The sequence below is a fragment of the Pristimantibacillus sp. Z349TD_6 genome, from assembly GCF_056173205.1.
The window spans coordinates 7,006,423-7,032,101 of record NZ_CM149662.1; the positions used below are offsets into that span (position 1 = coordinate 7,006,423).

Here is a 25,679-nt window from a genome sequence, read left to right on the forward strand (position 1 = left end):
TTTTGTAATATATATAATGAAGACCCACAGCACCGAATGCTGTGGGTCTCTTTTTGTCTATTTTGGAAAATAGTATTTACCCAAAAAGTGCCCAGTCTACAAAGACTGGGCACTAAGCAAAATATAATATTAAATCATATCTACATATTTACCATACACATATGCTATTTTCCCTTTATACGAAACCTTCACCCAGCCGTACTCCGTTCCTAACACTTCAAGAACAGTACCTTTTGGTACAGCCGTATAAATCTTTGCTTTCGAAGAAGCTTCAGCACGAACATTCAAGAAGTATGCTGTAACCTTTGCTTGCTTCTTAACGACCGGCTTTACTGTAGGTTTAGGATCAGGTTTAGGATTAGGCTTAACTGGTTCCTTTGGAATGATGACTTCCGGAGTAGTTACCTCTGGGGTAGTCACTGCTGCCTTAATCGCCGCATTCAGTTTATGATAGAACTCGCCTTTTGTCTTCACGCCGGCAAATAGGCTTTGCTCCACCTTTGCTTTGTTAGACAACTCCGCTATTTCATTTTCAGTGACCGCATCCAAAATGTTAATTGAGGCTACATTGGTATATTTGCCATCCTCCGTCTTCGGAATCTCCAATATACCGGTATTAATAAGCTCAACTACATCTGCACGTTCAGGAGATTTCGTATCTACACCTGTAATTTTCCAATTGCTTTGAATTTTAGGCTCGTATACACCTTTTTTCACGTCTTTTAAGTACGCAATGGCACGATTACGAATAGTTCCATCCATTTCGCCAAATGTGCTTGCATCCTTCGAAGACCAAAGCTGCTCAAAGCTGCGTCCTTCAAGCGCTCCACCTTTGGCTTTAAGAGCATCCATCCGATATGCGTTCATACCGAGTTTGACCACATCGTCCGGTTTGATGCTGCTGCCATCCATTTTACGCAAGTTCGTGATTCTACTGCCAGCAGGCTTCGTTAGATCAATTTCATATTTGACGCCGCCAAAAAAATCGTTTGTGCTATATTTGGAAGCGCGGCGTGTCTTATCAAAGCTAACCGTTACATCGCCAGGTCGTGTTGAGTTAAAATAACCTGCTGCCCATTCCATGTAATCTTTCAAATCTTTACCCGTTACTTGGTAAACGGTAATTTCTCCTAGTGCAAACTGATAGTTATAGGCAATATCTTTTTTCTTAATAGGACCTACATCCAGCCGCGCCTTATCGTTATCAATCTGATGAGCAACGACATCTGCCTTGCTGTAATACAACATGACCTCGTTAAAGAAGTCTGATAACGGTGTTTCCTGAATTTGTACAGTCGGAATATCACTAATCTCATTTTTAGCTACAAGATTCATTCCTTTAAGCTGTGCCACCTCGATATTCGCATCTGCCCTTGCAAAATCGTGATACGGCTGCAGTGTGGATTCCAATGCTGGATCCGATACTTCAGTCGTTCCATCGGCCGCTTTAACAGGCAATGCAGCAGCTTTCTTATCTTTAAGAACTACCTTATCACCTTGCTTCGTGAACGTAAGGTCGATACGAGAAACATGCGTTCCGTATTTATCCGGTTCAACAATTAAAACGCCATTCACCGTATCCTCTTTAATAAGCTTATGCATGTGGCCTGCAAAAATAGCAGCCAGCTCCGGGTTCGCATTGGCAATATCAGCTACGCCAGTACCTGGTACACCATTTTCATTCTCCAGCCCCATATGCATAAGACCAACCATTACATCTACTTTGCCTTCTAATTCCTTGATTGCTTTTTTCGTTTCATCAACAGGATTTTTGAATACAATGCCGTCTAGATGATCCGTTCCTTTTTCAAACTCAGTTGTCATTGGCGTATCCATTCCAATAACTCCAATTTTTATACCAGCTTTTTCGATAATGGTATACGCAGGCAAGAATCGATCGCCATTGTCCTTATAGATGTTCCCGCCCAGTCTTTGACCTTTATACTGAGTGGTAATCTTATTGAACACATCGAGCCCGAAGTTGAACTCATGATTGCCCATTACCCATGCATCATAGTTCATTTCATTCATGGCCACCATCATCGGAGACTTCGGTTGATCATTAAATAATTCAGCCGAATTGCCCTGAATCATATCCCCTGCATCCAGTAAAACCGTATTCGGGTTCTCTTCGCGAACTTTTTTGATCATTGTAAATAACTGCGTTAAACTCCCCGTGGGATTGGGACCGTCAAGAGCATAATCCCATGGCATAAACCGTCCGTGAATATCCGAAGTACCTAAGATGGAAATCTGGGTATCCGTGCTTGCCGATTCAGCTGCTTTTACCGAACTCGGAACAAAGTTGACAACGCTTCCAAATAACATGAGAGCAGCAATCACTAAACTTACTTTTTTCTTCATCTTCATTATGACTCTCCTTTGGTGGTTTGGATGACTAGTAGGAACGTTTTCATTCTATAGTATAGCTTGTATTTTGGACATAGCCGAAACGAACTTATTTATTGCAAAAGCGGCAACAGCGAAACAAGCTCGACAAGAAATCGAACTCATTTCGCTGTTGTTTTTCTGTACTGCCATTGGATTATTCTCACTTTTAGAAAGAGAGCTTTTCCCCATAGATTCGTGCTTGCTAGCATTACGGACGCGTAAGCTCAACCAATACAACCTCTGGACGATTAAATATTCTTTGCGGAAAAATGCTATTGCCGAGCCCGCGGCTGACGATCATCGTTGTGCCGCCTTCCACATATTTGCCTCCGTCATACTTTGGCAAGAAGCCTTGTCCCGGTGCCACGAGCCCACCCAAAAAGGGCAACCGCACCTGTCCGCCATGCGCATGGCCGGAGAAGGTCAAATCGATTTTGTGCTGCGTGTAGACCGAAAAAAGCTCAGGGCGATGCGATAAAAGAATAGTGAGCGTGTCGGAGTTGTTTTCCGATTCGGTTGCTTGCATAGCCGCCGCCATATTTTCATTCAGCTTCGCAACGTCTCCATCTGCCTTTAAATTAAAAACCGGATCATCTACGCCAGCAATTCGAAGCTCGCCATCACCCAGCTTTATCATTTCGCTTTTGTTGCGCATCACATGGACACCCAGCTCTTTCAACGCCTTCTGTAATGTGATTAACCTCGGGCCATATTCATGGTTCCCGGTCACATAGTAGACAGGAGCCAGTTCCGTCATTTTGCGCATCAAGGTAAGGCTAGTTTCTGCATTGTATCTTCTGCTATCAACCAAGTCGCCTGTCATCACAATGAGGTCTGGCTTCAGCCTTTTTACTTTGCTCGTAATTGTGCTTTGCTCCTTGCCGAAGGACTTGCTGTGAAGATCAGTTAAGTGAACGATACGATAAGAGCTGACTCCTTCAGGAAGCTTCGCCGAGCTGATTTCATATTTTGTTATTCCGATCGCATTATTCTCGTAATAAAGAAAAGCGGCTACTACAAGAATAGCTAGTGGTAATATCCACAACAAACGTTTTTTGGTCATGCGCATTACTGCAAAACTCCTTACATTTTAGCGATAACTAGACAAATCTATTTCATCTAATAAACGATTAATAGCGTGAATGACAGCATCTGGTCTATGAATATGAATAGAGTGCCAGCTATCCTCGACTATAATCTGATCCGTGCGCTTGGTCAAATTTGTAAGCTTCCGCTGCCCCTGCTGCCATTCCTCATTCTGTTTCCCTGCGCTTAATACGATGACAGGCAAATCTTGCTTAAGCGGCTCGGCAGCTTTTAATTGCAGGCTGCTTTCCGTCGTGCTAAGCAGCTCAGCATAGACAGCCCTATACGCACTTGCTTTGTAACCTAATGCGCGTACTGGCGCCAGCCATTCTTCCGGCAAACGCTTAGAGCCGATATGCTGCTTCAGCCATCTCGGTATGCCAAGCGGCGCCAGCATATAACCTAGTCTATATTGAGAACGGTGGCTAAACAGCTGTTTTTGCCGGCCAGCGGTTGTTTGCTCCGGCAGATAGCGGCTCTCGTGCGTCGCATCAACAAGAACAAGGCCGCATACTTCCTCAGGATAACGCGAAGCGAACAGCCTCATAATCATCCCTCCGTAGGAATGGCCAACTAGCAAATAGGGCGGAGCTGCGCCAAGCGTTCTCAGCAGTGAACGCAAATCATCAACATAAGCGCTGCAAGTAGGCAGATCAAGCACCGCCTCACTCCAGCCAAATCCTGCGCGATCATAAGTAATCACGTTCGCCTTCGTCGAAAGCGCCGGAGCAACGAGTACCCAATCCAGCGAGCAACCGCCCATCCCCGCTTCTAAAATAATCGTTGGCGAACCATGACCAGTGACGGTAACATGCAGCTTGCGTGAGCCGATGTCGGCATGCCACCCCGTAGGTTTATGTTTTTTTTGCTCATAGACCGTTATCAAATACTGTACGATTAACAGTGGAAATCCGACAAGTGAGAGGATAAGTCGAATACTACGATCAAAAAGGGATATTTTCATCATACAAACGACCTTGCCTTTCTCCAATTATTTAGCCCGTTGCTTCGATAGATTCCAAGATTGCCACTTGTTATGCTTATGGGCCTTATCCTGAAGCTTATTTATTACTCCGTTCAGCCCCTTTAACTCTGGATGCTTCGCTTGCAGCTTTAGCAGCGCCGGCGCCGCATCTGTGGACAACGTACCGAGATAAGCGATATCAATCTTACCTGTTCGTTCGTAGCGATCACCATTGTTCTCAGCAATCCGCGCATCGATATTGATATAGTTCATCACAACAAATGCAATAATAGAAATGCATATATAGACCTTGCCCATCGAGAAATGCTCTTTCCATATACGCAGTAATGCAATGACGAGCAAAATGCCCAGATAAATCATAAAACCATGAACGAGTAGTCTTGTCTGTGTGAAGCCGTAAGCCTCCTCATACAAAGAGAGCCTGCTGTAAGCGGAGATAAGCATAATGATCGTACAGCCTATCAGCACGGTAAGAGACAGCTTGCGAATCCACTCCGCTGCTGCGCTAGTGCGCCGAATGAGATGCAAACCGCACATAAGCAAGCAAACGTTAATGAGTGCAACCATAATTAATTCCGCAAAACCTCTGCGTGCATATTCGGCATACGCAGCTCCCTCAGGCAGCAGACCGTTTGCCGCTCCGAACAAATAGGAGAACTGAATAATAACAAACAGCACGTAAACAATATTAATACTGACAAGCAGCGTCCCGGCAGTGATGGGATCAAATTCGATACGTCCGTTTGGCTGTATTGCAGCACCCGGCGTATCTGTCGGTAAGTTTTTTGTTGTATCTGTTGCCTTATTAAAGAGCAATCCCCATATGTAGCAAAAAGCATAAAAGGCGAATACTGCTGCTACGATTATGCGCCAGATGCTCTCCCCCAAAGAGAAACGATCCATGACGCCCGGAATCTCAAGCAGCCAAGATAGGAAAATTTCATCCGCTGAAGCAAGCAGCGCAATAACGACAATAAGGATAGGTGCGGACAGGAGCAGTCCTAGCGATATTTTTCCAAGCTTGCTTTTCGCCGAGTTCTCACCTTTCTCTTTTCCTCTCAAACGATCATTAACTAGGTTAAACGGTACGCCTATAAAAGCAAACGGCTTAATTAAAGCCAGAAATAATAGCTCTGTATAAAATACGCCTCGGTACCACGGCTTCACACTGCTGCTCGTCATAAGCACCGTCTGAGAAATGATCAATGCAAACAATGCAAACATATTCAGCTGGCGGAACAGACCGTTATCATATAGCGCATACGTTAGCGTTAGTAAAAAGATTGGAATGAGCAGCAGCCAGCCAGATCGGGCTTGACCTTGCCATTTCTCAAAGCCCCCCATCCTCCCCTTTATGGAATAGAAAAACAACCCATAAAAGCTCGCAATGAACACGATAACCGAAATGCCTGCGGCTGCTCCTACGAACAAATATTGACTGACTAGACCAAACAGAAGGGCAAGAATAAGCATTTTCTCATACCTTTTTTGCCATGGTGCTGGATCTCTCATTTTTCACTCACTCCATCTTTAAACTGGATTTGTTAATTTACTCCTTTTATTGTAACCTAGAAAACAAGAACAAAAAGTGTAAGTTATAATTGGAAAATTTCATATTTTCGAGTTAGGAGTAATTTGCATGAAAATCCGCAGGCATTATCTCGCGCTTAGGCGCTCATATCCGAGTATTCAAGAGAATATTCCCTTCGAGGTTACAACACAGGAGCTCGCAAATTTGCTCGATTGCACACATCGGAATATGGTACTTTTATTGAAGCGTATGCAGCAGGAAGAGTGGTTAGTGTGGGAGCCAAAGCGGGGACGCGGCAATCGCTCTGCCCTCTCCTTCCTCGTCAGCAAGGAACAAGTCGCGCTGGAGGAAGCGCAAGAAATGATGCAAAAGCAGGATTTGCATTCGGCGCTTGAGCTTCTCCAGCAAATCGAAGAAGCGCCTTTGCTGCGCGACCAGTTTCAGGAATGGCTCTCTGGTCAATTCGGATTTCATTCGGAGGTGCAGGGCAAGCGGCGCACAGATATTTTGCGCTTCCCGCTGCCGCAGACGATCTATTCGCTAGATCCGGCAGCTATCCATTACACGGGCGAGTCCCACCTCGTTAATCAAATATTTGACGGGCTCGTTCGCATCGATCCGAGGGGAGAGCAGATTTTGCCGCAGCTTGCCCATGCGTGGGAGGTTGATGAATCGCGTACGCGCTGGACTTTCTATTTGCGCAAGGGCGTTCTGTTCCACCATGGCCGTGAGCTGGATTCTTCAGACGTCAAATATTCGCTAGAACGGCTTAAAAGGCTGGCACCGCAAGGGCTCTACAGCTGGGCTTACACCAACATCATTTCTATGGATACACCGGATGACACAACCATTCGCATTCAATTATCCGAGCGCAATGAAGCTTTTCTCTCTTTTTTGACGACTAATCGCGCCTCTATCGTACCTCAAGATGCTTGTTCGGCTGCTGGCGAGCAATTTGGCAGCAAACCGATTGGTACAGGCCCGTTTCGATTCACCGGAAATGATCAAGGCGTCTGGATATTGGAAGCTTTTGCTGCCTATTTCCGCGGGAGAGCTTTCCTCGATCGTGTAGAAGTGTGGACCGTTGCCGAGGAGGCAACGCGCGAAAACCACGCTGAGCTGCAATCGTTTCAAATTATGCACAACGCTAGACTAACTGATATGGCAGCTGAACGATGGCAGCAGGTTAGACAGTCCGGCATGACCTGTAAATTCATCACAGTTAATGAACAAAAGCACGGCTTGCTGGCAAACCCCGCCATACGAGCGGCAATTAACCTCGCTATCGAGCGGACAGAGCTTTTGCAGCTGCTATCCGGTGATGTCATTGAAGGAGTTAACAGCTTCTGGCTGAACCAGATTGATGAAACGTTGGATGCAGCCCCCATTGATTGGAGCGTAATCAAGCAAGCGCTTGCCAGCTCCGGCTATCAAGGCGAGCCGCTGGTACTAGCTACGATTCCGCAGTATGCAGCCGATGCAGAGATCATTCAGAAGGTATATGCGAAATCAGGCATTCCGCTGCAAATTAATCTCATTCCTGCCGAGCAATTTAAAGGCACAGCGCGCATGTCCGCCGATCTGCTGCTTTTCGCTGTCATGCTGGACGAGCATCGCGAGCTGAGACTGATTGATTTGTACAAAAGCATGCAGCAGCATGCGCTTCCCGAGGTTCATGATATGCTGGAGCACAGCATTCAGATGATATTGGGCGAGCCGGATCGAGCACGCCGAGAAGCGATATTCATAGACATAGAGGCTCAGCTCAAAGCCAGGCACAGCTTGTTTTTCCTCTACCGTAAACATTTGAAAACCGCGTTCCATCCTTCCGTGCGCGGCATTTCATTGGAATCGCTGGGCTGGGTACGCTTCCGTGATATTTGGTTTACTTAAAAACATTTGGAATGGAAAAAAAAGTCCAGATTTGACGTGCAGAATGAATGTTTCGAGTTCTATGGCTGCATACTGAGATTAGGAGGGAAAATATAATGCGCTTGTTCGTGGCTATACCTGTATCACCATCTGTGTCCAAGGAGCTGGAAAGCTGGGCAAAAGATCATAAACATACGCTGCCTTTCCGTAAATGGACGCATCCGAGCGATTACCATATTACGCTTCAGTTTCTAGGCGACACTTCGGCTGCTCAGCTTGAGGAGCTGGCAGCCGCTCTAAAAAAAGTAAGAGCAAATGCTTTTTCCTTAACTTGGAGTGGAATCGGAACATTTGGCCCGCCCTCTGCTCCACGCGTTCTATGGGGTGCTGTTAGCGGAAATTTAAAGGAATTGTCCACTCTTCACGAGGAGATTATTCGGGCAACGAGTTCAGTAGGCTTCATTCCAGACGATCGTACCTACGCGCCGCATATCACGCTTGCCAAAGGATTCGCTGACGCTAATCGAATGCCGATTGAAGCAGCGACGTCTATTGCCTCATCGTTCAGCTGGGAAATCGATCAATTTGTGCTCATGCTCACCCATATGAACGAGTCTCCTATGTACGAGATCATCGATCGTTTTCCGTTACATATGCAGGAATAAGGCTTAACTGCTGTCAAAATAAAAATGATCCCGCTGAGCGGCTATCCAGCTTTCCGACGTGCGCAACGTCCAGCCGCTCTTTTCTGCGTGAGCCTATCTCCTAACTCTATTAAGCCCCAACAATCCACTTCGTTACTCCCTTCCTTATTATTAATTAACCTCGGTTTTTGCAGCCTATACCGCATCAGACTAGTCGGAAGAACGTATTAATAGTAAAATTAATGACATGAAAAGAAAAGATTGGATGTGATGGTTTGTGAATGGATTTGGATTCGGCCCTCCAGGCGGAGGAATCATGTTTACGATGGTTCCCATATTTATAATGATCGTATTCGTGCTCGTTATTGGCGGCATTATTTTTAGCATTGTTAAATATTTCAAAAATTCGACCGCGCCAAAAGAAACAACTTACGCGCGCGTTGTAGCCAAGCGCATGGACGTTCGCCATCATACGAATCACCACAACCACGATGGAGTGGGGCATACCAGCAATTCATCCCGTACGTATTATTACATCACGCTTGAATTCGATAATGGTACTCGCAAGGAATATGTAGACGTCAAAAATTTGTACGGCTTGGTTGTTGAGGGTGACACAGGTTATGCGGCAGTCCAAGGGGATTGGATCGTTGCTTTTGAACGAAATAGTAATATAAACAGCTCTATTTAAAAAGAGAAAAAGCGCTTGACCCGTAAATGCATACGGGCAGCGCTTTTTTTGTGTGTTAGATGGATTAGAGCTTAAGCAATTTGAAATCGCCGCCGCGGCTCTCTGGCGCAGTCGAGCATGAATAGCTCAATAGGCTGCTGACATCAAGCAGTGTTAAGCGACAGCCATGCTTGGCCCCAGTATCAATGGCGAGCCGTCGATTTCCTTGCCATATGGCTCCAGAGGAAGAAGCATCCAGCTTGAACGTTGGCGTATGGCCAAAAATAATGGTGTACGACTGCGCCTCGTCCGAATCAGATAAAGGCGTATAAATAAACTCGTCGCGAATTTCCGTTAGGTCCTTCTTTTTTTGCTCATGTAGAGGGACACCTGGCCGAATGCCTGCATGAACGAATAAATACTGGCCCACTACCACATACAATGAAAGCTTGTGCAGCCATTCTTTCGTTTCCGGGTGAAGCGCACTGCCGGACTCAGCGGATGCAAGAAGTCGCAGCTCCTGATTTCCGAGCAATGCCTGTGCACCTTCGTTGATAAGCTGGTGAATCGTATCTAGCGTGCCCCATGTAGCGGGCCTATCGGCATCGATGTAGTCGCCCAGCAAAATAAGCCGATCATGGTGCGGGTTATAAGCTGCTTCTTGAAGCAAAAACAGCAATTCTTCTTCATAACCGTGTATATCTGCAATGGCTAAAAGACGCGAGTCTGTTTTTGTTGGATTATACAAATGAATCGACTACCTTTCTTCCTCATTCGGGTAAATGAAAGCAGAGCGAATGGCTAGCTTTATCGTTACATGCTCGCCGGCCTCTAACGGGACTGCGAGCACTAGATATACCTTCTGTCCGCAGCTCGTTTGTGCAACTGCGCGCCAGCGATTGCCTTCAAAGGTACAGTGAAGCACTTGAAGCTGAATCGTATTGTCTGTCCGCTCCTGCGGTGAAGCTAATGAAAGCACGGCTGCGGCGTCTCTTCGCTCGATAACCTCAGCTTCCTCAGGACGGAACATAATGATCGCTTGCGAATGGTCACTTAGGTTCTGCTGCTCTGGCGCGAGCAAGCCGTGAATGATCGATGAGCCGATGCGGACAGCGCTGCCGCTGTCTCCTTTTATGGCCTCGCCGCGCAAGCCGTTGATTGCTCCAAGCAAAGAAGCTGCCCAGCGGCTGGCCGGACGCGTGAAGCATTGCTGCGGCGTGCCCATCTGATCAATTTGCCCGTTGCGCAAAATAAGCAGCCGATCGGCCATAGCGAAGGCTTCCTCCGGGTCATGCGTAACATGAAAAACGCTCATGCCTAATTGGCGGAATAAATACGCCATCTCGGTACGCATTTCTACGCGAAGCCGCATATCAAGGTTGGAGAGCGGCTCATCGAGCAGCATCAGCTTCGGCCTAGTAGCAATAGCCCTCGCAATAGCGACCCGCTGCTGCTGGCCACCAGAGAGCTGCGGCGGCAGCCTGCGCTCAAGCCCTTCAAGATGTAGCATTGCCAGCAGCTCCTGAACGCGCTGCTGAATATCCGCCCGTGCCATCTTGCTTCTATGCAGCCCATAAGCGATGTTATCGAACACATTCATATGCGGCCACAGCGCATAGTCCTGAAACACCATGTTAACCCCGCGCTTCTCAGGGGGCATCATGACGGACGGGGAGGCGATAATCTCATCGCCCAGTTTAAGCTGGCCGCCGTCTGGCTTCGATAAGCCAGCGACGAGCTGGAGCAGCGTCGACTTGCCGCAGCCTGATGGTCCGAGCACGCTAATAATCTCGCCTTCGCGCATGTCGAAAGAAATTCCTTTAAGCGCTTGAAACGATCCGTATCTTTTCATTAAACCAGATGCTGCAAGCAGCGGCTTGGGAGCGGCTGACTTAGGCTCATTTGCCTCGCCATACCTTTGCTGAATCGCAGTCGATGTCATGTATTTGCCTCCTTGCGGCGGAGCATGAGCTCAACCGCCAAAATAATCATAATAACGATAAATGATCCAACGACGGTTGCCGCTGAAGCATAACCAAAATCCAAATCCTCAAATGCCTTGTTGATCGTAACGGGCAGCGTAAGGAAGTTTGGCGGGAACAGGATCGAATTCACCGCTAAGTCAAACACGCTGGAGCCAAATGCAGCAAGGCCCGCAGAGAGCAAAGCGCCGCGTATTAAAGGGACTAGTATGAAACGGACGCGGCTTGCGAGCGTACCGCCTTGCAGCTGCGCGGCAGTAAGCAGGCTAAGCGGCACTTTCGCCATTGCGCCGACCATCAATCTCGTAATGACGGGAATAGCGCCGGCGATTGCGGCAAGCACAAGAATCCAAGGCGTTCCGTACAGGAGCAAGCCGATCGAATCGAGCCATTTTTGATTCCAGACGAAAATATACCCAATGCCCAGCACGACGCCGGGAACAGCAAGCGTGACGACAGAGAACACCTCAATCGTCCGTTTGAATTTGAACTGTGAATAGGTTAAGACATAAGCGACGCAGAGCCCGAATAATAGGCCGAGCAGAGCAGCCACCCCAGCAATCATTAAGGAATGGGACAAACCCTTCAGCAGCGTGCTTGAGCTATGGAACAATTCCCTGTAATGCTCCAAGGTGAGATTCGTTAGCTTCATACCGCCTGACTGGGTTTTAAATATGGACATCAGTACGTTTGCGCCTATCGGAATGCCGATGACAACGGCAAGAAATAACAAGTTTAGTGTGGTAAGAAGCACAGCAAACTTTCCAGCCGGCTTCGGTACAGACCGCTGCGCCCGTGCCGATAAGAAATCAAAGCGTGAGCGGCGCATCGCATAAAATTGGACAAACATCGCAATGCCGATTAACAATACGAGATAAAAGGACAGGACGCCTGCCATATCGAATCGTATGGGCGATGTGTAGATTGCCGAGTAAATAGAGTAAGGCAGCGTCGGAAAACGATAAACAGCGGCAATCGATGCAGGAAGCCCGAAATCGCCGATTGTATCCATAAAGACAAGCGCTGCTCCAGCCCAAACGGCCGGCATAAGCAGAGGCGCTTGGATCGTACGCCATACCGTGAAAGCAGATGCTCCGGATAGGCGAGCTGCGTGTGACAGCTGATCAACCTTCCACTCCATCGCCGCATGAACACTCAAATAAGCGAACGGAAATTTGCTTAAAGTCATAATAAAAATAAGTCCGGCAGGCTGAAAAACAGCGTTCGTAACCCAGTGCCACCCGAGCAGGTTAACAGCGATGCCGCCTCCGGCAGCAAACAGCACCCAGCCCTGCGCTAGTATAAACGAAGGTGTAATAATGAGCAGCCAAACGGATGCATCCAGCAGCTTAGCTGTTGGAAATGACCAGTTGGCGCGTATCGTTGCCAGTACACCGCCGAGAATCGTAGCGAGCACCGTCGTTCCAAGTCCAAGCACAACGGAATTTTCGAGTGATTTTTGCCATAAGGGACGCTTGAATATTTCGAGCAGCAGCGCAAGATCCCCGAGTTGCCAATTGCCGAAGAAAACCCCAGGCAGCAGGACTTGAATAATGACTGCCGCCAAGGGATATAAAACGAGGATGAATAGGATGATACTGACAAACCACCCTAAGCGATCCTTCATAAAAGTTTGCATCGTTTACTTAACGGACTGGTCGGCGAACCATTGCTTGATTGCCGCTTCATTTTCAGATGCCCAGGAAGCGTCGGCTGCAACGAGCTTCGCATCGGCTGCGCGATCTTGCTTGGCATTTACGCCGTTTACGGAAGGCTGGAAATAGCTCTCGTCGCCTTGATCAATTAAAGCTTGCTGCGTTTTTGGATCGAGCAAAAATTCGATAAACGCTTTAGCCGCATTCGGGTTTTTGGTATCCTTTTGAATCGCTGCTACCCGTACGGATGCAGGAGCGCCTTCTGCCGGCCAAATAATTTCGATAGGCTCGTTATCGTTTTTCATCGCATAGGCATTGCTCTCTTGCAGCGCTGCGATCGAGATTTCACCAGCGGCAAGCGCTTTGACAACGTTTGGATTTTTGGGATATACACGAAGCCCATTGTCCATCAGCGAGCTAAAGAACGTTTGACCGCCATCGATTGTTTTTTCTTTAAAAAACCAAGAAACAAAAGGATAAGCCGGAGCTGCGATAGCTGGGTCAGCCATGCCGATCAAGTTCTTGTACTTCGCATTCGAGAAGTCCTCCCATGATTTAGGCGCATCCTCCGCCTTCACTTTGTCCTTGTTATATACAATAACTCCCGCAGCATGTGCTCCAGTAGGAACATACCATTGCTTCTCAGGCACAAAAGCTTTGGCAAAGTCAGTTAGATTAGCGACGTTATTCGGCGACCAGCCTTCAAGCAATTGACCGCTTGCTCCTAGTCCATAAATGGAAGGCATCGCATCCAGCCAAATGACATCCCAGTGCGGATTGCCTTTCTCAGCTTCAACGCGGGACATAATTTCTGCTCCGTTGCCCGCAACGACCTCCAGCTTGTAGCCGGTAGCTTCCTCAAATAATGGAGCGATAATGCTGTCAAAATCGTTCAAATATACAGTAAGCGTTCCTTTATCCTCCGTGGCAGCTGTTTCTGTCGCTTGCGCTTCTTCGGTAGGAGCCGTCGTTTGTGTATTTCCGGCATTTGCTGCCCCTTTATTCGTATTTCCGGCATTTCCGTTGCCGCATGCAGCAGTTAGTGCCATCAATCCAGCTAGCAAAACGGTTCCAAGCCAGCGTTTCCCATTCGTTTTCATCGTTTTGATTTCCCTCCACTATCTGTTTTGCTTACCTCCTAACTTTAGCAACGGTTTGTCAGACGATTGTTAACGTAATGTCGAGATATTATGAAATATAATCGATAGATATTGATATACATATAGATTTAATCTATATTAATAGGCAAAAAGCGAGGGAGTGAGCAAGGGATGAATGTACAGCAGCTGCATGTGTTTATGGAGGTATGCAGCGGTCGAACGCTCGCGGAAGCTGCAGATAAGCTGGGACTTAAGCAGCCAACAATCAGCTTTCATCTCAAAAGGCTTGAGGAGGAGCTTGGCGTGGAGCTGTTCCGCAAGCACTCGCGGAGCCTTCAGCCAAGTGAAGCTGCTGTGGATCTGCTCCCCTATGCGAGGCGAATCGTTTTCCTTATGGAAGAAGCTAGACTTGCCATGCTGGAGCGCCGTGAACAAGGGGAAGGCCGTTTGAGGCTGGGGGCGAGCTACACGCCAGCAACCTATGTAATGCCGCCGCACTTTGCCGCCTACCGCAAGCTGTATCCAAAAGTAAGCCTCATGCTGACCGTGAAGCAAGCAGCTTCTGTGCTTGCGATGCTGCGCAGCTATGAGATCGATATAGGCATCGTCTCTCTTGGCGAATCGCTGGAAGAAGGCCTTATTATACAGCCGTTAGTCGCTGATGAGCTGAAGCTGCTGCTTGCGCCTGAGCATCCGTTAGCTAACCAGGCGCAAGTAGAGGTCGAGGAGCTTCGACATGAAACATTTCTGCTGCATGAGGTTGGCTCAACCTCGCGTACCTTGTCCGATGAGTGGGCAGCCGGGGCTGGCTTACAGTGGGAAAGTGTTATGGAGCTGGGTGCGATCGAAACGATCAAGGAAGCTCTAAAATGCAATATGGGTGTTGGCATCCTGCCGCGCCGAAGCGTCATCCGAGAAATCGAAGCCGGCGAGCTCGTTATGCGCGATCTGCCTCAGTATGTAAACCAGCGGCATATTTGTTTGGCTTACCGCAACGAGGATCAGCTGTCTCCACATGTCAGATCGTTTATTGAATTTGTACGGCATACCTTCGCTGCACATGGTAAGCTGTAAATAACGAATAGACGGAGGTGGCTTGGATGAGCAATATGACAGGAAAGGTCGTAGCAGTAACTGGCGCCAATTCCGGCATGGGACTTGCGACAACGGTCGAGCTTGCGAAGCAAGGGGCGCATGTCGTGATGATATGCCGCAGCAAGGAGCGCGGCGAGCGTGCACTTGAACAAGCGCGCAGCCAAAGCAGCAGCAGCGATATTGTCCTCATGACCTGCGATTTGGGCTCGTTTGCCAGCATTCGCACCTTCACTGCTGCATTTAAGCAGAAATATAGCCAGCTTGATGTGTTGATCAACAATGCAGGGGTTGTCGCCTTGAAACGAAGCATAACCTCGGATGGATTTGAATCGCAAATCGGCATCAACCATTTGGGTCATTTTTTGCTGACTAACGAGCTGCTTGACCTTCTTCAACGTGCTCCGCAAGGGAGAATTATCAATGTATCTTCAGGTGCCCATAAGGCCGGAAGAATACATTTTGACGATCCGAACCTGACGAGGGGCTACAATGTCGCAAAAGGTTATGCGCAATCGAAGCTGGCGAATATTTTATTCACGAATGAGCTGGCAAAGCGTCTCGCAGGTACGAGGGTGACGGTTAACAGTCTTCATCCCGGGGCGGTAGCGACCAATATTGGCGTAGATCGCAAGAGCGGCTTCGGTAAGTCGGTGCATAAGCTGCTCAAGCCTTTTTTCAGAACGCCGCTTGAAGGGGCAAAGACGGCTATTTATTTAGCATCCAGCGATGAAGCGGCAAATCAGACCGGCCAATATTTTATCGACAGCAAAAGCGTTCAAACGGCAAGCAAAGCGAGCAATCCCGAGCTTGCGGCCAAACTTTGGGCATGGAGCGAGCAGCAGGTCAAACTTACATAATACGTGCCTAATTAGCAGTACTAATCGAACAGCGCACGGGAAAAACTGAACATCTATCTACACACTAAGTATTAAAACGAACTTATTATAATATGGAGTCTGCAGAATGCTCAGCATGGCACTTCCAGCTCATTGCGTGGGCTGAGCACACAGCTAAAATTTAACAGGAGCTTTTCCAGCTAAAACGAAAATAGCAGGAAAAGCTCCTGCTATTTGACGCGGAAGCAACCTAAAATAGCAATTAACAGGATTTACTCCTTCTAATTAAACACATAATCCCTAAAAGGCCGCTTTGCAGCAAAATTACATGGAGCTTTTCCTGCTAAATATAAAATAGCAGGAAAAGCTCCTTCTATTTGTAATGGAAGCAGCCCAATTTAGCAATTAACAGGATTTACTCCTGCTAATTCAACGTATAATCGCTAAAAAGCTGCTCTCCAGCAAAATTACATGGAGCTTTTCCTGCTAATTCACTCAAATGAGTGCGCAGCTTAAAACTAACTGGAGCTTTTCCATCTAAATATAAAATAGCAGGAAAAGCTCCTGCTATTTGACGCGGAAGCAACCTAAAATAGCAATTAACAGGATTTACTCCTGCTAATTCAACACATAATCGCTAAAAAGCCGCTTTGCAGCAAAATTACATGGAGCTTTTCCTGCTAATTAACACAAATAAGCGCGCATCTTAAAATTAACTGGAGCTTTTCCAGCTAAATTAAAAATAGCAGGAAAAGCTCCTGCTGTTTGCTATTCGCTATTTGTGGTGGAAGCATCCCCATGAGGACATATTCAGCATCCGAAAAAATTTATAAAAGATTCCCTAGCGGACGCCGCCGAAATGCCCCCTTTAACTGCCGTTACTTCGCTCAATGTTCATAGCTGTAACAGGAGAAACCATTCTTTCCTATTTAACATAAATCCGGATGAATAATGTTTGTAAGCTGCTAAAGAAATCTCGAGCTTCAACTTTATGACACCGGCCGTCAAGTCGCATTTGTGGAATTGAATTATATTCCAAAATCCCTTATATATTAAGAACCAATAAATAAAAAAAGCAACCGCCTTGCCCCAAAAGGTGACATGACGATTGCTCAATGTCCAGCTATTTATGGCATTCGAAAGGTTTCGGACAAGCTCTGCAATATTCCGCCGAAGACATTTCATAATAGAAGCAGCAGGTTTGGCGAATATCAGGCAGCTCGCTCATCGTGCCTATATTCGTTTTGCTCATAAACCTCGTAAACGGATTGCGGCGTTCTCCAAATGTGCTCCCAGGTGCAGTCTGCGTAATAAACGTGAAATCTTCATGAAGCCGTTGTAAGATTGCCGGATTCATTTCTTCCTCCAGTCCGTCCTCATAAAGCGGAGCAATTCGTACCATCGCATTCTCCCATAAGATCACTATAGGTATTCCGCCAACCATAGATATAGCACGAAATAATGGAGAAATATGCTCTGCAAAAAGTTCTCTTATTACCTGATCCCGCCACTCTTTCCGCTCCCCAGCTACCGGTTCCGTAACGCTTGGTTCTTCAAAGCTCAAATTAGGAAACTTGGATTTAGTCACATCGAACTCGCTGTCGCTAGGTGAAACCAAGCGGCAATTGTCCAACGTCATGGTCAGATTCTTGTTGTATACCGTCATCGCATACAGAACAGGAGCAACGACTAGATAAGCATATCGCTTCGCGAGCATCGACGCAGTTACTCTTCTTGATGGCGAAGCTATTTCGCTCCCAAGCCGATCCAGATAGGTTTCGCAAAGCTCCTTATTCAATAAATTTCTCGAATAAATGGAGCGATCAGCGGAGTCAGTATTATTCTCATAAGAGAAGTTATATCTGCTTTTTAAATTGCCCCACTCCGACTTTGAAAGCGTTGCCGACATGTTAAGCCTTACCAAGGAAAATTTCTGCTACCCGGTCAACAATCATATTAATGGCAATCGGGCCATAATAGGCAATCCATATGTTTGAATCCACATCATAGACTTGATTGTTTTTCACAGCTTCAACATTTTTCCACGTTTCCGTCTTCTGGATTTCGTCCACTGCCGCCTTGAACATATCATCTTTTACGAGGAAATAATGATTAGCACCAACCTCCGGGAAAGCCTCTAATGCAATTTCATAAGCGGTATCCTTTTCCTTCAAAACCGATTCTGGGGCATTCAAACCTAAATCATTGTATAAAATAGCTCCTGTACGGTGGATTGGTGTATGTATCCGTATCCCCTCATCACGTGGACGCGCTAATGCAACAGTCTGATCTCCTAGCTTAGCCTTTAGCTCTACCTTCAGCTTCTCTGTTTTCTCGTTGTAGGCCTCCAAGACAGCCTTCGCTTCTTCAGACTTCCCTACAATTTTTCCAAAAGTATCTAATGTGACGCGCCAATCCTCATTAAATTCGAGCATGATCGTTGGAGCAATTTTGGACAAGCTCTCATACACTTCTTCTTGGAATTCCGTACAAATAATTAAATCGGGTTCCATGGCCGTAATGGCCTCAAGGTTGGGCTCATCCCTTGTACCGAGCAATTTAACATCCTTCAGCTTATCCATTAAATAAGCCGGGAAGTCTGTTTTATCTGCCGCAGCTTTTACACTGCCCGCTGGCTGCTCTTCTAAAGTTACCAATTGATCCACAAATTTTGTATCAAGCACCGCAATTTTAAGTGGGCGCTGCTCCAGCGTTGTTTCGCCCTTCATATGTTTAATAACAACAGGATACGCCTGTTGCGCTGTCTGCGATACATTTGTATTTGTAGAAGCTGCACTAGATTCAGCTCCAGCTGGACTAGCCCCTCCCGTATTGTTTCCCGTGCTATTTCCCATCGAACATGCACTCAACAATAAAATTAAACTGAGCATCAAGCTAACCGCTAAAATCGACCCCTTACTCCTATTCATCCGTATAACCCCTCCGTCTAATTGTTGATAATGATTATCACAATCATACGAGAGAGAATTATCCGCGACAATGGAATTTTGCGACATAGAGGATGAACTTATCCGACGGTGCTTTCTGAAGTAAAGAGGAGAAACGCCAATATGCTTCTTAAAGGCTCGGCTAAAATAGTAACTATCACCATAACCTACTGATTCTGCAATGGCTTTAAGCGGCATATTCGTATTCAATAACATCGTTTGCGCATGATCCATTCGAACCTGAATGAGATACTCCAGTGGCCCAATCCGAAGCTGCGCTTTAAATAATCGCTGCAGCTTTCTCTCATTGCAATGAAGAGTACTCGCCAATTCTTGAAGACTGATTGTCTCAGCATAACGTTCCTCCATGAAGCGAATCGTTTGGCTGACGTAATCCGGCTGAGTCTTGGCTGTACCTTCAGCTGCATGGAGCTGCTTCATAAGATCATATACCAATTGGTGAAACAACGCTCTCACATGAAATCTTTCCAATTGCATATCGAGCATCCAGTGCGAATACATTTGCTCGACTCTCGTCAGAAGACCTAGGGAATAAGCAGGGGCAAAACCATATTGCATTTGAAAAGGATTATTGTCTCTATATACATTTAACAGTTCTTTACGAGCCGGTAAAACGAGGACTGCTTTGTAAAAAATAAAATAATAATCGAGTTTTTCATTCACTTGCACAATATCAATCGTAGCGCCTTTTCCGGCATGGCATACATAAAAACGATTCACCATATGCTCCATTCCGTCGATGAGAATTTTTGCATCACCAGCAGCAGCGAATAAGAAGGCACTGGCTGGCAATCGGAAGCCTTGCAAACTCTCACCCGATCGCAAAATAGACCGACGAACATCAAGCACCCTTATAGCAGCATGATTCCATAATGGTATATGTTCCTGTAATGTCATCATGTTCACCTTCCATGTCTATTTACAATTTTCACCTCTCTTATTATATTAATAATCATTCTCATTATCAAAACATTCTTGCTCCGCATCTCGAAATCACCCTTGCAATAATTGTAATTATGTTATAATAGGTTTTCAAAACAGGAAGGGGAGATTCATAATGGAAACGATCGAAATTGTTGCTGTGAGTGCATTAGTTCTATCGGTCCTGCTTGGGCTAAAAGTATTCAGCTTGCAGAGACAGGTTGACGAAATAAAATTGGAGCTTCAACGGGGTAACAATCACTCGGATTTTTCGGGATCACCCAAGCCAAACCTGAATTCCCCTCCTTCCTCACCCGGAATGCCTCGCAACAACGCCCCTATAAATATCGATGATAGATTACGCATGCTGGTTGCCTCAGGAAAAAGAGTTCAAGCAATTAAAGAGTTTAGAAAAAAAAGTGGCGTCAGCCTCAAAGAGGCCAAGGACTACGTAGATGACTTAGAGCGGCATCAATATTGATCTGAATAAACCATTGTTCTTCATCCTTTATCCGATTCCAAGCAAAGAGGCTGTCTCATTAAGGCATTTTTCCCTAGTGACAGCCTCTTATCTGTTTACCGGCTTACCTTTTTAACGCTCATATCCGGGATAGTCGTAATCAGAGTCTTGCAGCTTGTTTAAAATATTCATTTGGCGAATATGATCTTTAGTTTCTTTCGTGCCTAACGCGTACACAGCTTCGTACACCTTGATGATATCCTCATTAAATTTGTCGGTTGCTTCGTCCTTGTCAGCTGATTTATAAGGGATTGGCGCGCGAAATTGTGTTTTTTCATCATCCCGCTGAATTTGGTCGAGCAGCTGTTGAAGCTCGCTGATCTCCGCCTGCGTTGCGGTTACCGTTAACTGATCATTGATGGAAGGTTCAGGCTCGACCCGCTTTCCAGAAATCGATACATAATAGGTTTGCATCTCCGTCATGCCTCTCACTCTCCTCTTATTCGATAACAACTTATAAAACAAATTAGATAGAGATGAAACAAGGCCGCATCTACAATTTTCCCACGAATGCAACAATAACAAGGCTTCTATACAAAAAAGCACCCACAAGCTATGCACCTTTTTCAAAGTGTTTTGCGTGTGGGTACCCGTTTTGTAAATCTCTACGTCAAGCGATACCATGCAAAAGGTTCACCCGTACGGAATGGGCGGCTAATCTTCTGCAATTCCTCTTCTGTATCTGCGGTCAGCTGCAAGGATACACTCTTCAAGTTTTCTTTGAGCTGCTCCACCTTTGTCGCTCCCACAATGACTGTAGATACGACAGGCTGATGCATGAGCCAAGCGAGTGATAATACGCTTGGCGTACAGTCCAATTGTCCCGCAAGCTTCGCTACATTTTCACCTAGCGCAATGGTTTTAGTATCGATAAATCGCTGGAAACTCGGGTCGGTCTGAGCGCGAGAGCCTTCTGGCGCCTGCTGCGCTGCGCTGTATTTTCCTGACAGAATGCCGCCAGCCAGCGGAAAATACGGAATGATACCCACGCCTTGGTCTAGACACATCGGAACCAGCTCGTTTTCCGGCGTTCGATCCGCTAAGGAGTAGCTTACTTGTGTCGATACGAAGCGGTTTATCCCAAGCCGATCACTGATTCCGAGCGCCTTCATCAGCTCCCACGCAAAGTAATTGGAAGCTCCGATGTAGCGCACCTTGCCAGAGCGTACCATATCCTCTAGCGCTCGAAGTGTTTCCTCAAGCGGTGTTTCAGGATCAAACGTATGAATTTGATATAGATCGATATAGTCGGTTTTTAGACGTTTTAAGCTCTGTTCCAATTCCGTCTGCAAATGAAATCTGGATGAGCCGCGCTCATTTACGCCTGCTCCCCGAACTAGCCCTGCTTTTGTAGCTAAAACAACATGTTGACGCTGTCCCTCAAGCACCTGCCCAATAATTTTTTCGGATTCGGTGGCTGCATAGATGTTGGCTGTATCGATAAAGTTGATTCCATTGTCTATCGCGCTATGAATGATTTGTTTTGAAGCCTCATAATCTGCGCGTTTGCCAAAAGCGTTGGTACCTAAACCGAGCGCGGATACTTTGAGGCCGCTATTTCCAAGTCGTCGGTAATGCATGGTTGTCCAGCTCCTTTTCCCATAATCAAGCTTAGCTTCTTTTCCTACATTATACCGTTGATTGCATTCGATTTCAGTAAGAGCTGCCTAGACCACATCAAAAATAGAGCTAGCAATAACCTTGTTTCATGTTAGGCTTTTATTTCAAAAGCACAATGCCCACATTTTGAATTGTGACCTGCTGTACATATTCTGATATGATAAGAATTAACTTACACATCGGAACAAGCGTTCCGCTAGCGGAAAGGAACCATACCATGAGCGTACAGTTGTCCGAGCGAGTCATTAAGCTGCTATGCGGCGATACCTTCTACGAACGCGGCGAAGCCTACTATAAAGATGGAAAAGTTACGCTTGCGGACCGAGGTCCTGAGGCAAGCAGCTTTAAAGCTATCGTAATCGGCAACCATCGCTATGAGGTTACGATTGATATTGACCTGGATGGAGACGTCGAAGCGGAGTGCTCCTGTCTCGCTTTCAGCACCTACGATAAGTATTGCCAGCATGTTGCTGCGGCGCTGCTGCAAATTCATCATTTTCAAAATGAGTATGATACTCCTGCCCGTATCTATCCCTCACTCCTTCATCCAGAGGATAGGCCTTACTATGATGATGACGAAGCAGATACAACCCATCTCCGTAATCGATATGCGGCGCATGCGGGGTTAGAAGCAGCCGATACTCGGCTGGCTAACGGCATGTTAGGCTTGTTCAGCCACCGTCCGATTCGCACAAGCGGAAGCCGGTCGCTTTTGGACATGCGCACCACTCTGGAAGTAGAGATTTCTGTTAAGCTTTTCCCCTACGGCTTCCGAAAGCATATGTTCGGCATTGAGCTTAAGGTTGGCCCAAAACGGTTATATATCGTACAACAAATACGAGAATTTCTGGAAAAGGTCGATCGGCGGGAGCCTTACGTCTTCTCGAAACATTTCACCTATGATCCAGCCGTTCACAGCTTTCAGCAGGAGAATGATGCGGTGCTTGCGAGGCTTATTCAAATCTACCGAAATGAAAAGATATTCAGGGAATCGCTGTCCCGCTCATTTCTAAGAGAGGCTCCGGCCGGCGGAGACCGTATGCTGCTTGTACCTCCCTCCTCATGGGAGAACACGCTTCCTCTGCTAACTGCTGCACCGACCGTACAGCTGCTTTATAACAATCAAACGTTTCATGGCATTGAACGGAGCGACGAAGCGCTCCCGCTCCATTTTGCGTTTGATCAAGCGACGAGCGACGGCTATCAATTGGATATTCAGGGACTTGATCAGATCATCATTATGGAAGATTATGAGCTGGTTATCACAAACGGCAAGCTGATCGAGCTGAAACCGGAATCTTGCACACGGCTTATGGAGATGAAGCAGCTGCTCGACACTTCGCGCAAGCCAAAGATTCATATTGCCCCTGCGCAAATGGAGCCATTTATGGAAAGGGTCATCCCGGGACTAATGAAGCTGGGCAGTGTCGGAATTGCGGAATCAATATCTGACCGCGTGCTGCAAACGCAGCTTAAAGCGAAGCTTTACTTGGACCGAGTAAGGGATCGGCTGGTCGCAGGGCTTGAGTTCCAATATGGCGACATTATTATTAATCCTTTAGAAGGAAGCGAGAAATCGCGCGGTACTGATCGCATTCTCATGCGGGACGGAGAACAAGAGCGGCTCATTCTCGAACTGATGGAGCTGGTTCCCTTTGCCAAAACAGAGGGCGGCTATTTCATGGAGGACGAGGATTCGGAATTCGAATTTCTGCACCATATCATCCCGCGGCTTGAGAAGCTGCTGACCGTGTACGCTACCTCTGCTGTTAAAGTGCGAATTGTGACTAAGCATGCAGCGCCAAAAGTAACGATTAATGTAAATGAGCGTACAGACTGGCTGGAATTCAAGTTCGATATGGACGGCATTCCTGAATCGGAAATTCGGAACCTGCTGAAGTCGCTTGAAGTGCAGCGCAAATACCACCGCTTGCCAAACGGCTCGTTATTGCCGCTTGATGGCGCCGAGTTTCAAGAAATTATCCATTTCTTAAATGAGGTCGGCCTGCGCCAGAGCGATATTCAAGGATCTGAATTTCGGATACCTACAGCACGCGGCCTGCATCTCATTGGTTCACATGAGAACGGAAATGCGGTAAGACTTGGCAAATCGTTCCGCCGGCTGCTGGAAAACATGCGTAACCCCGACAATTTGGATTTCCCAGTGCCGGACAATCTCGCGAACGTGCTGCGGGATTATCAACAGTATGGCTATCAATGGATGAAGACGCTTGCCCATTACCATTTCGGCGGCATTCTTGCCGATGATATGGGGCTCGGGAAAACAGTGCAGGCGATCGCATTTGTCGTCTCCGTACTGCCGGAGATTCGGAAGCGAGAGCAGCCTGCATTAATTGTTGCTCCTGCTTCGCTCGCCTACAACTGGCTGAATGAGCTGAAAAAATTCGCACCAGAGGTTCGCGCCGTTATTGCCGATGGCACCAAGTCAGAGCGCAGCGGCCTGCTGACAGGCGATTCTTCGGCGGATGTGATCATAACTTCATATCCCTTGCTGCGCAAAGATATTAAAGATTATATGAAGCAAAGCTTCCACACGCTGATTTTGGATGAGGCGCAATATTTCAAAAACCATACGACTCAAACCGCGCAAGCCGTTAAGGCAATTGATGCCGGGTATCGCTTCGCATTGACCGGCACGCCCGTGGAAAATACGCTGGAGGAGCTATGGTCTATTTTCGGAGCCGTTTTCCCTGCGTTATTTCCCAGCAAGCAAGCTTTCAATGAGCTATCGCGAGAAGCTGTCGCCAAGCGGGTTCGTCCGTTCTTGCTGCGCAGGCTGAAAAGTGATGTACTGAAGGAGCTGCCTGACAAAATCGAGTCGATTCAAGCATCGGAGCTGCTGCCTGAACAGAAACAGCTGTATGTTGGCTTCCTAGCTAAGCTGCAGCAGGAGACAGTGAAGCATTTGAACGATGAAAGTTTCCAGCAAAATCGAATTCGAATTTTGGCTGGAATAACAAGGCTTCGCCAGCTCTGCTGCCATCCTGCCTTATTCGTAGAAGATTACCGAGGAAGCTCCGCCAAATTTGAGCAGCTCCTCGAAATTATCGAGGAATGCCAGAGTGCTGGCAAGCGGCTGCTCATCTTCTCACAATTTACAGAGATGCTCGGCCTAATCGCACGGGAGCTGGGTTACCGAGGCATTACTCATTTTTATTTGGACGGGCAAACAAAAGCCTCCGAGCGCGTCGAGCTTTGTAATCGATTCAACGACGGTGAGCGTGACCTCTTCCTGCTCTCGTTAAAAGCCGGGGGCACTGGACTAAACCTAACGGGTGCCGACACTGTTATTCTCTACGACCTTTGGTGGAACCCCGCCGTCGAGCAGCAAGCAGCGGATCGTGCACATCGCATTGGACAGAAAAACGTCGTACAGGTCATCCGGCTCGTAACGCAAGGCACGGTCGAGGACAAAATGTATGAGCTTCAGCAAAAGAAAATGAACCTGATTGACGAGGTTATCCAGCCTGGTCAGGAGGCTCTATCCTCTCTATCGGAAAAGGATATTCGTGAAATTCTGATGATTGAGTGATGAACATGAAATAAGTCTAGGCGAGTAGTCTCTCGATTATGTTGAGGGGCAAGGCGGCAGTCAATGACTCTTAGTAATATAAGAAACCCTCCAAACGACCATCGTTAGGAGGGTTTTTTGGGCTTTAATCCATAGAAGCTATCTATCATTATGGGGCAAATATCTTCAATTGATACTAGCAGATTTTGATAGAGATAGGGATATTGACCAGTACGAACACTCTATCATGTACGTATACTTACACTACAT

Annotated in this window: 19 protein-coding genes; 7 read left to right on the top strand and 12 right to left on the bottom strand. The window is 46.9% G+C overall.

Going from position 1 to position 25,679, the window contains the following annotated elements; translation table 11 throughout:
- Positions 1-129: 129 nt before the first annotated feature.
- The 4 genes from AC0VYE_RS30415 to AC0VYE_RS30430 form a co-directional block, all read right to left on the bottom strand.
- On the bottom strand, positions 130-2,328 hold the full coding sequence (locus tag AC0VYE_RS30415) for a 5'-nucleotidase C-terminal domain-containing protein (RefSeq protein ID WP_475449778.1): 2,199 nt from the start codon (positions 2,326-2,328) through the stop codon (positions 130-132).
- Positions 2,329-2,599: 271 nt separating this feature from the next.
- Positions 2,600-3,460, bottom strand: coding sequence for a metallophosphoesterase (locus AC0VYE_RS30420; protein ID WP_475444493.1), 861 nt, complete (start codon positions 3,458-3,460; stop codon positions 2,600-2,602).
- A 21-nt stretch (positions 3,461-3,481) separates the two neighbouring features.
- Entirely contained in the window at positions 3,482-4,444 is a 963-nt protein-coding gene (locus AC0VYE_RS30425) for an alpha/beta fold hydrolase (RefSeq protein ID WP_475444495.1), read from the bottom strand.
- A gap of 24 nt (positions 4,445-4,468) precedes the next feature.
- Complete coding sequence (locus tag AC0VYE_RS30430) at positions 4,469-5,974, bottom strand: DUF4153 domain-containing protein (RefSeq protein WP_475444497.1); 1,506 nt, start codon at positions 5,972-5,974, stop codon at positions 4,469-4,471.
- Positions 5,975-6,101: 127 nt separating this feature from the next.
- Here AC0VYE_RS30430 and AC0VYE_RS30435 point away from each other — a divergent pair, with 127 nt between their 5' ends.
- The 3 genes from AC0VYE_RS30435 (at position 6,102) to AC0VYE_RS30445 (ending at position 9,200) form a co-directional block, all read left to right on the top strand.
- Positions 6,102-7,886: an ABC transporter substrate-binding protein gene (locus AC0VYE_RS30435; protein WP_076270398.1), complete on the top strand. Its 1,785-nt coding sequence runs from the start codon at positions 6,102-6,104 to the stop codon at positions 7,884-7,886.
- A gap of 95 nt (positions 7,887-7,981) precedes the next feature.
- Complete coding sequence (gene thpR, locus AC0VYE_RS30440) at positions 7,982-8,530, top strand: RNA 2',3'-cyclic phosphodiesterase (protein WP_475444499.1); 549 nt, start codon at positions 7,982-7,984, stop codon at positions 8,528-8,530.
- Between the two features lie 295 nt (positions 8,531-8,825).
- On the top strand, positions 8,826-9,200 hold the full coding sequence (locus tag AC0VYE_RS30445; RefSeq protein ID WP_475444501.1) for a DUF2500 domain-containing protein: 375 nt from the start codon (positions 8,826-8,828) through the stop codon (positions 9,198-9,200).
- A 64-nt stretch (positions 9,201-9,264) separates the two neighbouring features.
- Here the strand turns inward: AC0VYE_RS30445 and AC0VYE_RS30450 are convergent, their stop codons facing one another.
- Genes AC0VYE_RS30450 through AC0VYE_RS30465 form a run of 4 tightly spaced genes read right to left on the bottom strand, consistent with a single transcriptional unit; the run spans position 9,265 to position 13,916 of the window.
- Positions 9,265-9,927, bottom strand: coding sequence for a metallophosphoesterase (locus AC0VYE_RS30450; RefSeq protein WP_475444503.1), 663 nt, complete (start codon positions 9,925-9,927; stop codon positions 9,265-9,267).
- A gap of 9 nt (positions 9,928-9,936) precedes the next feature.
- A complete protein-coding gene (locus AC0VYE_RS30455) occupies positions 9,937-11,121 on the bottom strand; it encodes an ABC transporter ATP-binding protein (RefSeq protein ID WP_475444505.1) in 1,185 nt (394 codons plus the stop codon).
- Complete coding sequence (locus AC0VYE_RS30460; protein WP_475444507.1) at positions 11,118-12,788, bottom strand: ABC transporter permease; 1,671 nt, start codon at positions 12,786-12,788, stop codon at positions 11,118-11,120. Before AC0VYE_RS30460 ends, AC0VYE_RS30455 begins: the two co-directional genes overlap by 4 nt.
- Positions 12,789-12,803: 15 nt before the next feature.
- Positions 12,804-13,916 carry an extracellular solute-binding protein gene (locus tag AC0VYE_RS30465; protein ID WP_475444509.1) on the bottom strand — a complete coding sequence of 371 codons (1,113 nt, stop codon included), beginning with the start codon at positions 13,914-13,916 and terminating at the stop codon, positions 12,804-12,806.
- Positions 13,917-14,087: 171 nt separating this feature from the next.
- Between AC0VYE_RS30465 and AC0VYE_RS30470 the strand changes: the two genes are divergently transcribed.
- On the top strand, positions 14,088-14,990 hold the full coding sequence (locus AC0VYE_RS30470) for a LysR family transcriptional regulator (protein WP_076270393.1): 903 nt from the start codon (positions 14,088-14,090) through the stop codon (positions 14,988-14,990).
- A gap of 35 nt (positions 14,991-15,025) precedes the next feature.
- Positions 15,026-15,868 (top strand): SDR family oxidoreductase, encoded by an 843-nt coding sequence (locus tag AC0VYE_RS30475; protein ID WP_475449780.1) that lies wholly within the window; start codon positions 15,026-15,028, stop codon positions 15,866-15,868.
- A 1,102-nt stretch (positions 15,869-16,970) separates the two neighbouring features.
- Here the strand turns inward: AC0VYE_RS30475 and AC0VYE_RS30480 are convergent.
- Entirely contained in the window at positions 16,971-17,756 is a 786-nt protein-coding gene (locus tag AC0VYE_RS30480; protein ID WP_475444512.1) for an IucA/IucC family C-terminal-domain containing protein, read from the bottom strand.
- 1 nt (position 17,757) lies between these two features.
- On the bottom strand, positions 17,758-19,716 hold the full coding sequence (locus AC0VYE_RS30485) for an ABC transporter substrate-binding protein (RefSeq protein ID WP_475444514.1): 1,959 nt from the start codon (positions 19,714-19,716) through the stop codon (positions 17,758-17,760).
- Between the two features lie 157 nt (positions 19,717-19,873).
- On the opposite strand from AC0VYE_RS30485, the gene AC0VYE_RS30490 reads away from it, so the two are divergent.
- Positions 19,874-20,218, top strand: a complete 345-nt coding sequence (locus AC0VYE_RS30490) for a hypothetical protein (RefSeq protein ID WP_475444516.1) — start codon at positions 19,874-19,876, stop codon at positions 20,216-20,218.
- A 111-nt stretch (positions 20,219-20,329) separates the two neighbouring features.
- On the opposite strand, the gene AC0VYE_RS30495 is transcribed toward AC0VYE_RS30490, so the two are convergent.
- Positions 20,330-20,680 carry a hypothetical protein gene (locus tag AC0VYE_RS30495; protein WP_475444518.1) on the bottom strand — a complete coding sequence of 117 codons (351 nt, stop codon included), beginning with the start codon at positions 20,678-20,680 and terminating at the stop codon, positions 20,330-20,332.
- 182 nt (positions 20,681-20,862) lie between these two features.
- The gene (locus tag AC0VYE_RS30500) at positions 20,863-21,837 is read right to left on the bottom strand and encodes an aldo/keto reductase (RefSeq protein WP_475444520.1); all 975 of its coding nucleotides are present in this window, start codon (positions 21,835-21,837) and stop codon (positions 20,863-20,865) included.
- 257 nt (positions 21,838-22,094) lie between these two features.
- Between AC0VYE_RS30500 and AC0VYE_RS30505 the strand changes: the two genes are divergently transcribed.
- A complete protein-coding gene (locus tag AC0VYE_RS30505; protein ID WP_475444522.1) occupies positions 22,095-25,430 on the top strand; it encodes a DEAD/DEAH box helicase in 3,336 nt (1,111 codons plus the stop codon).
- Positions 25,431-25,679 lie beyond the last annotated feature (249 nt).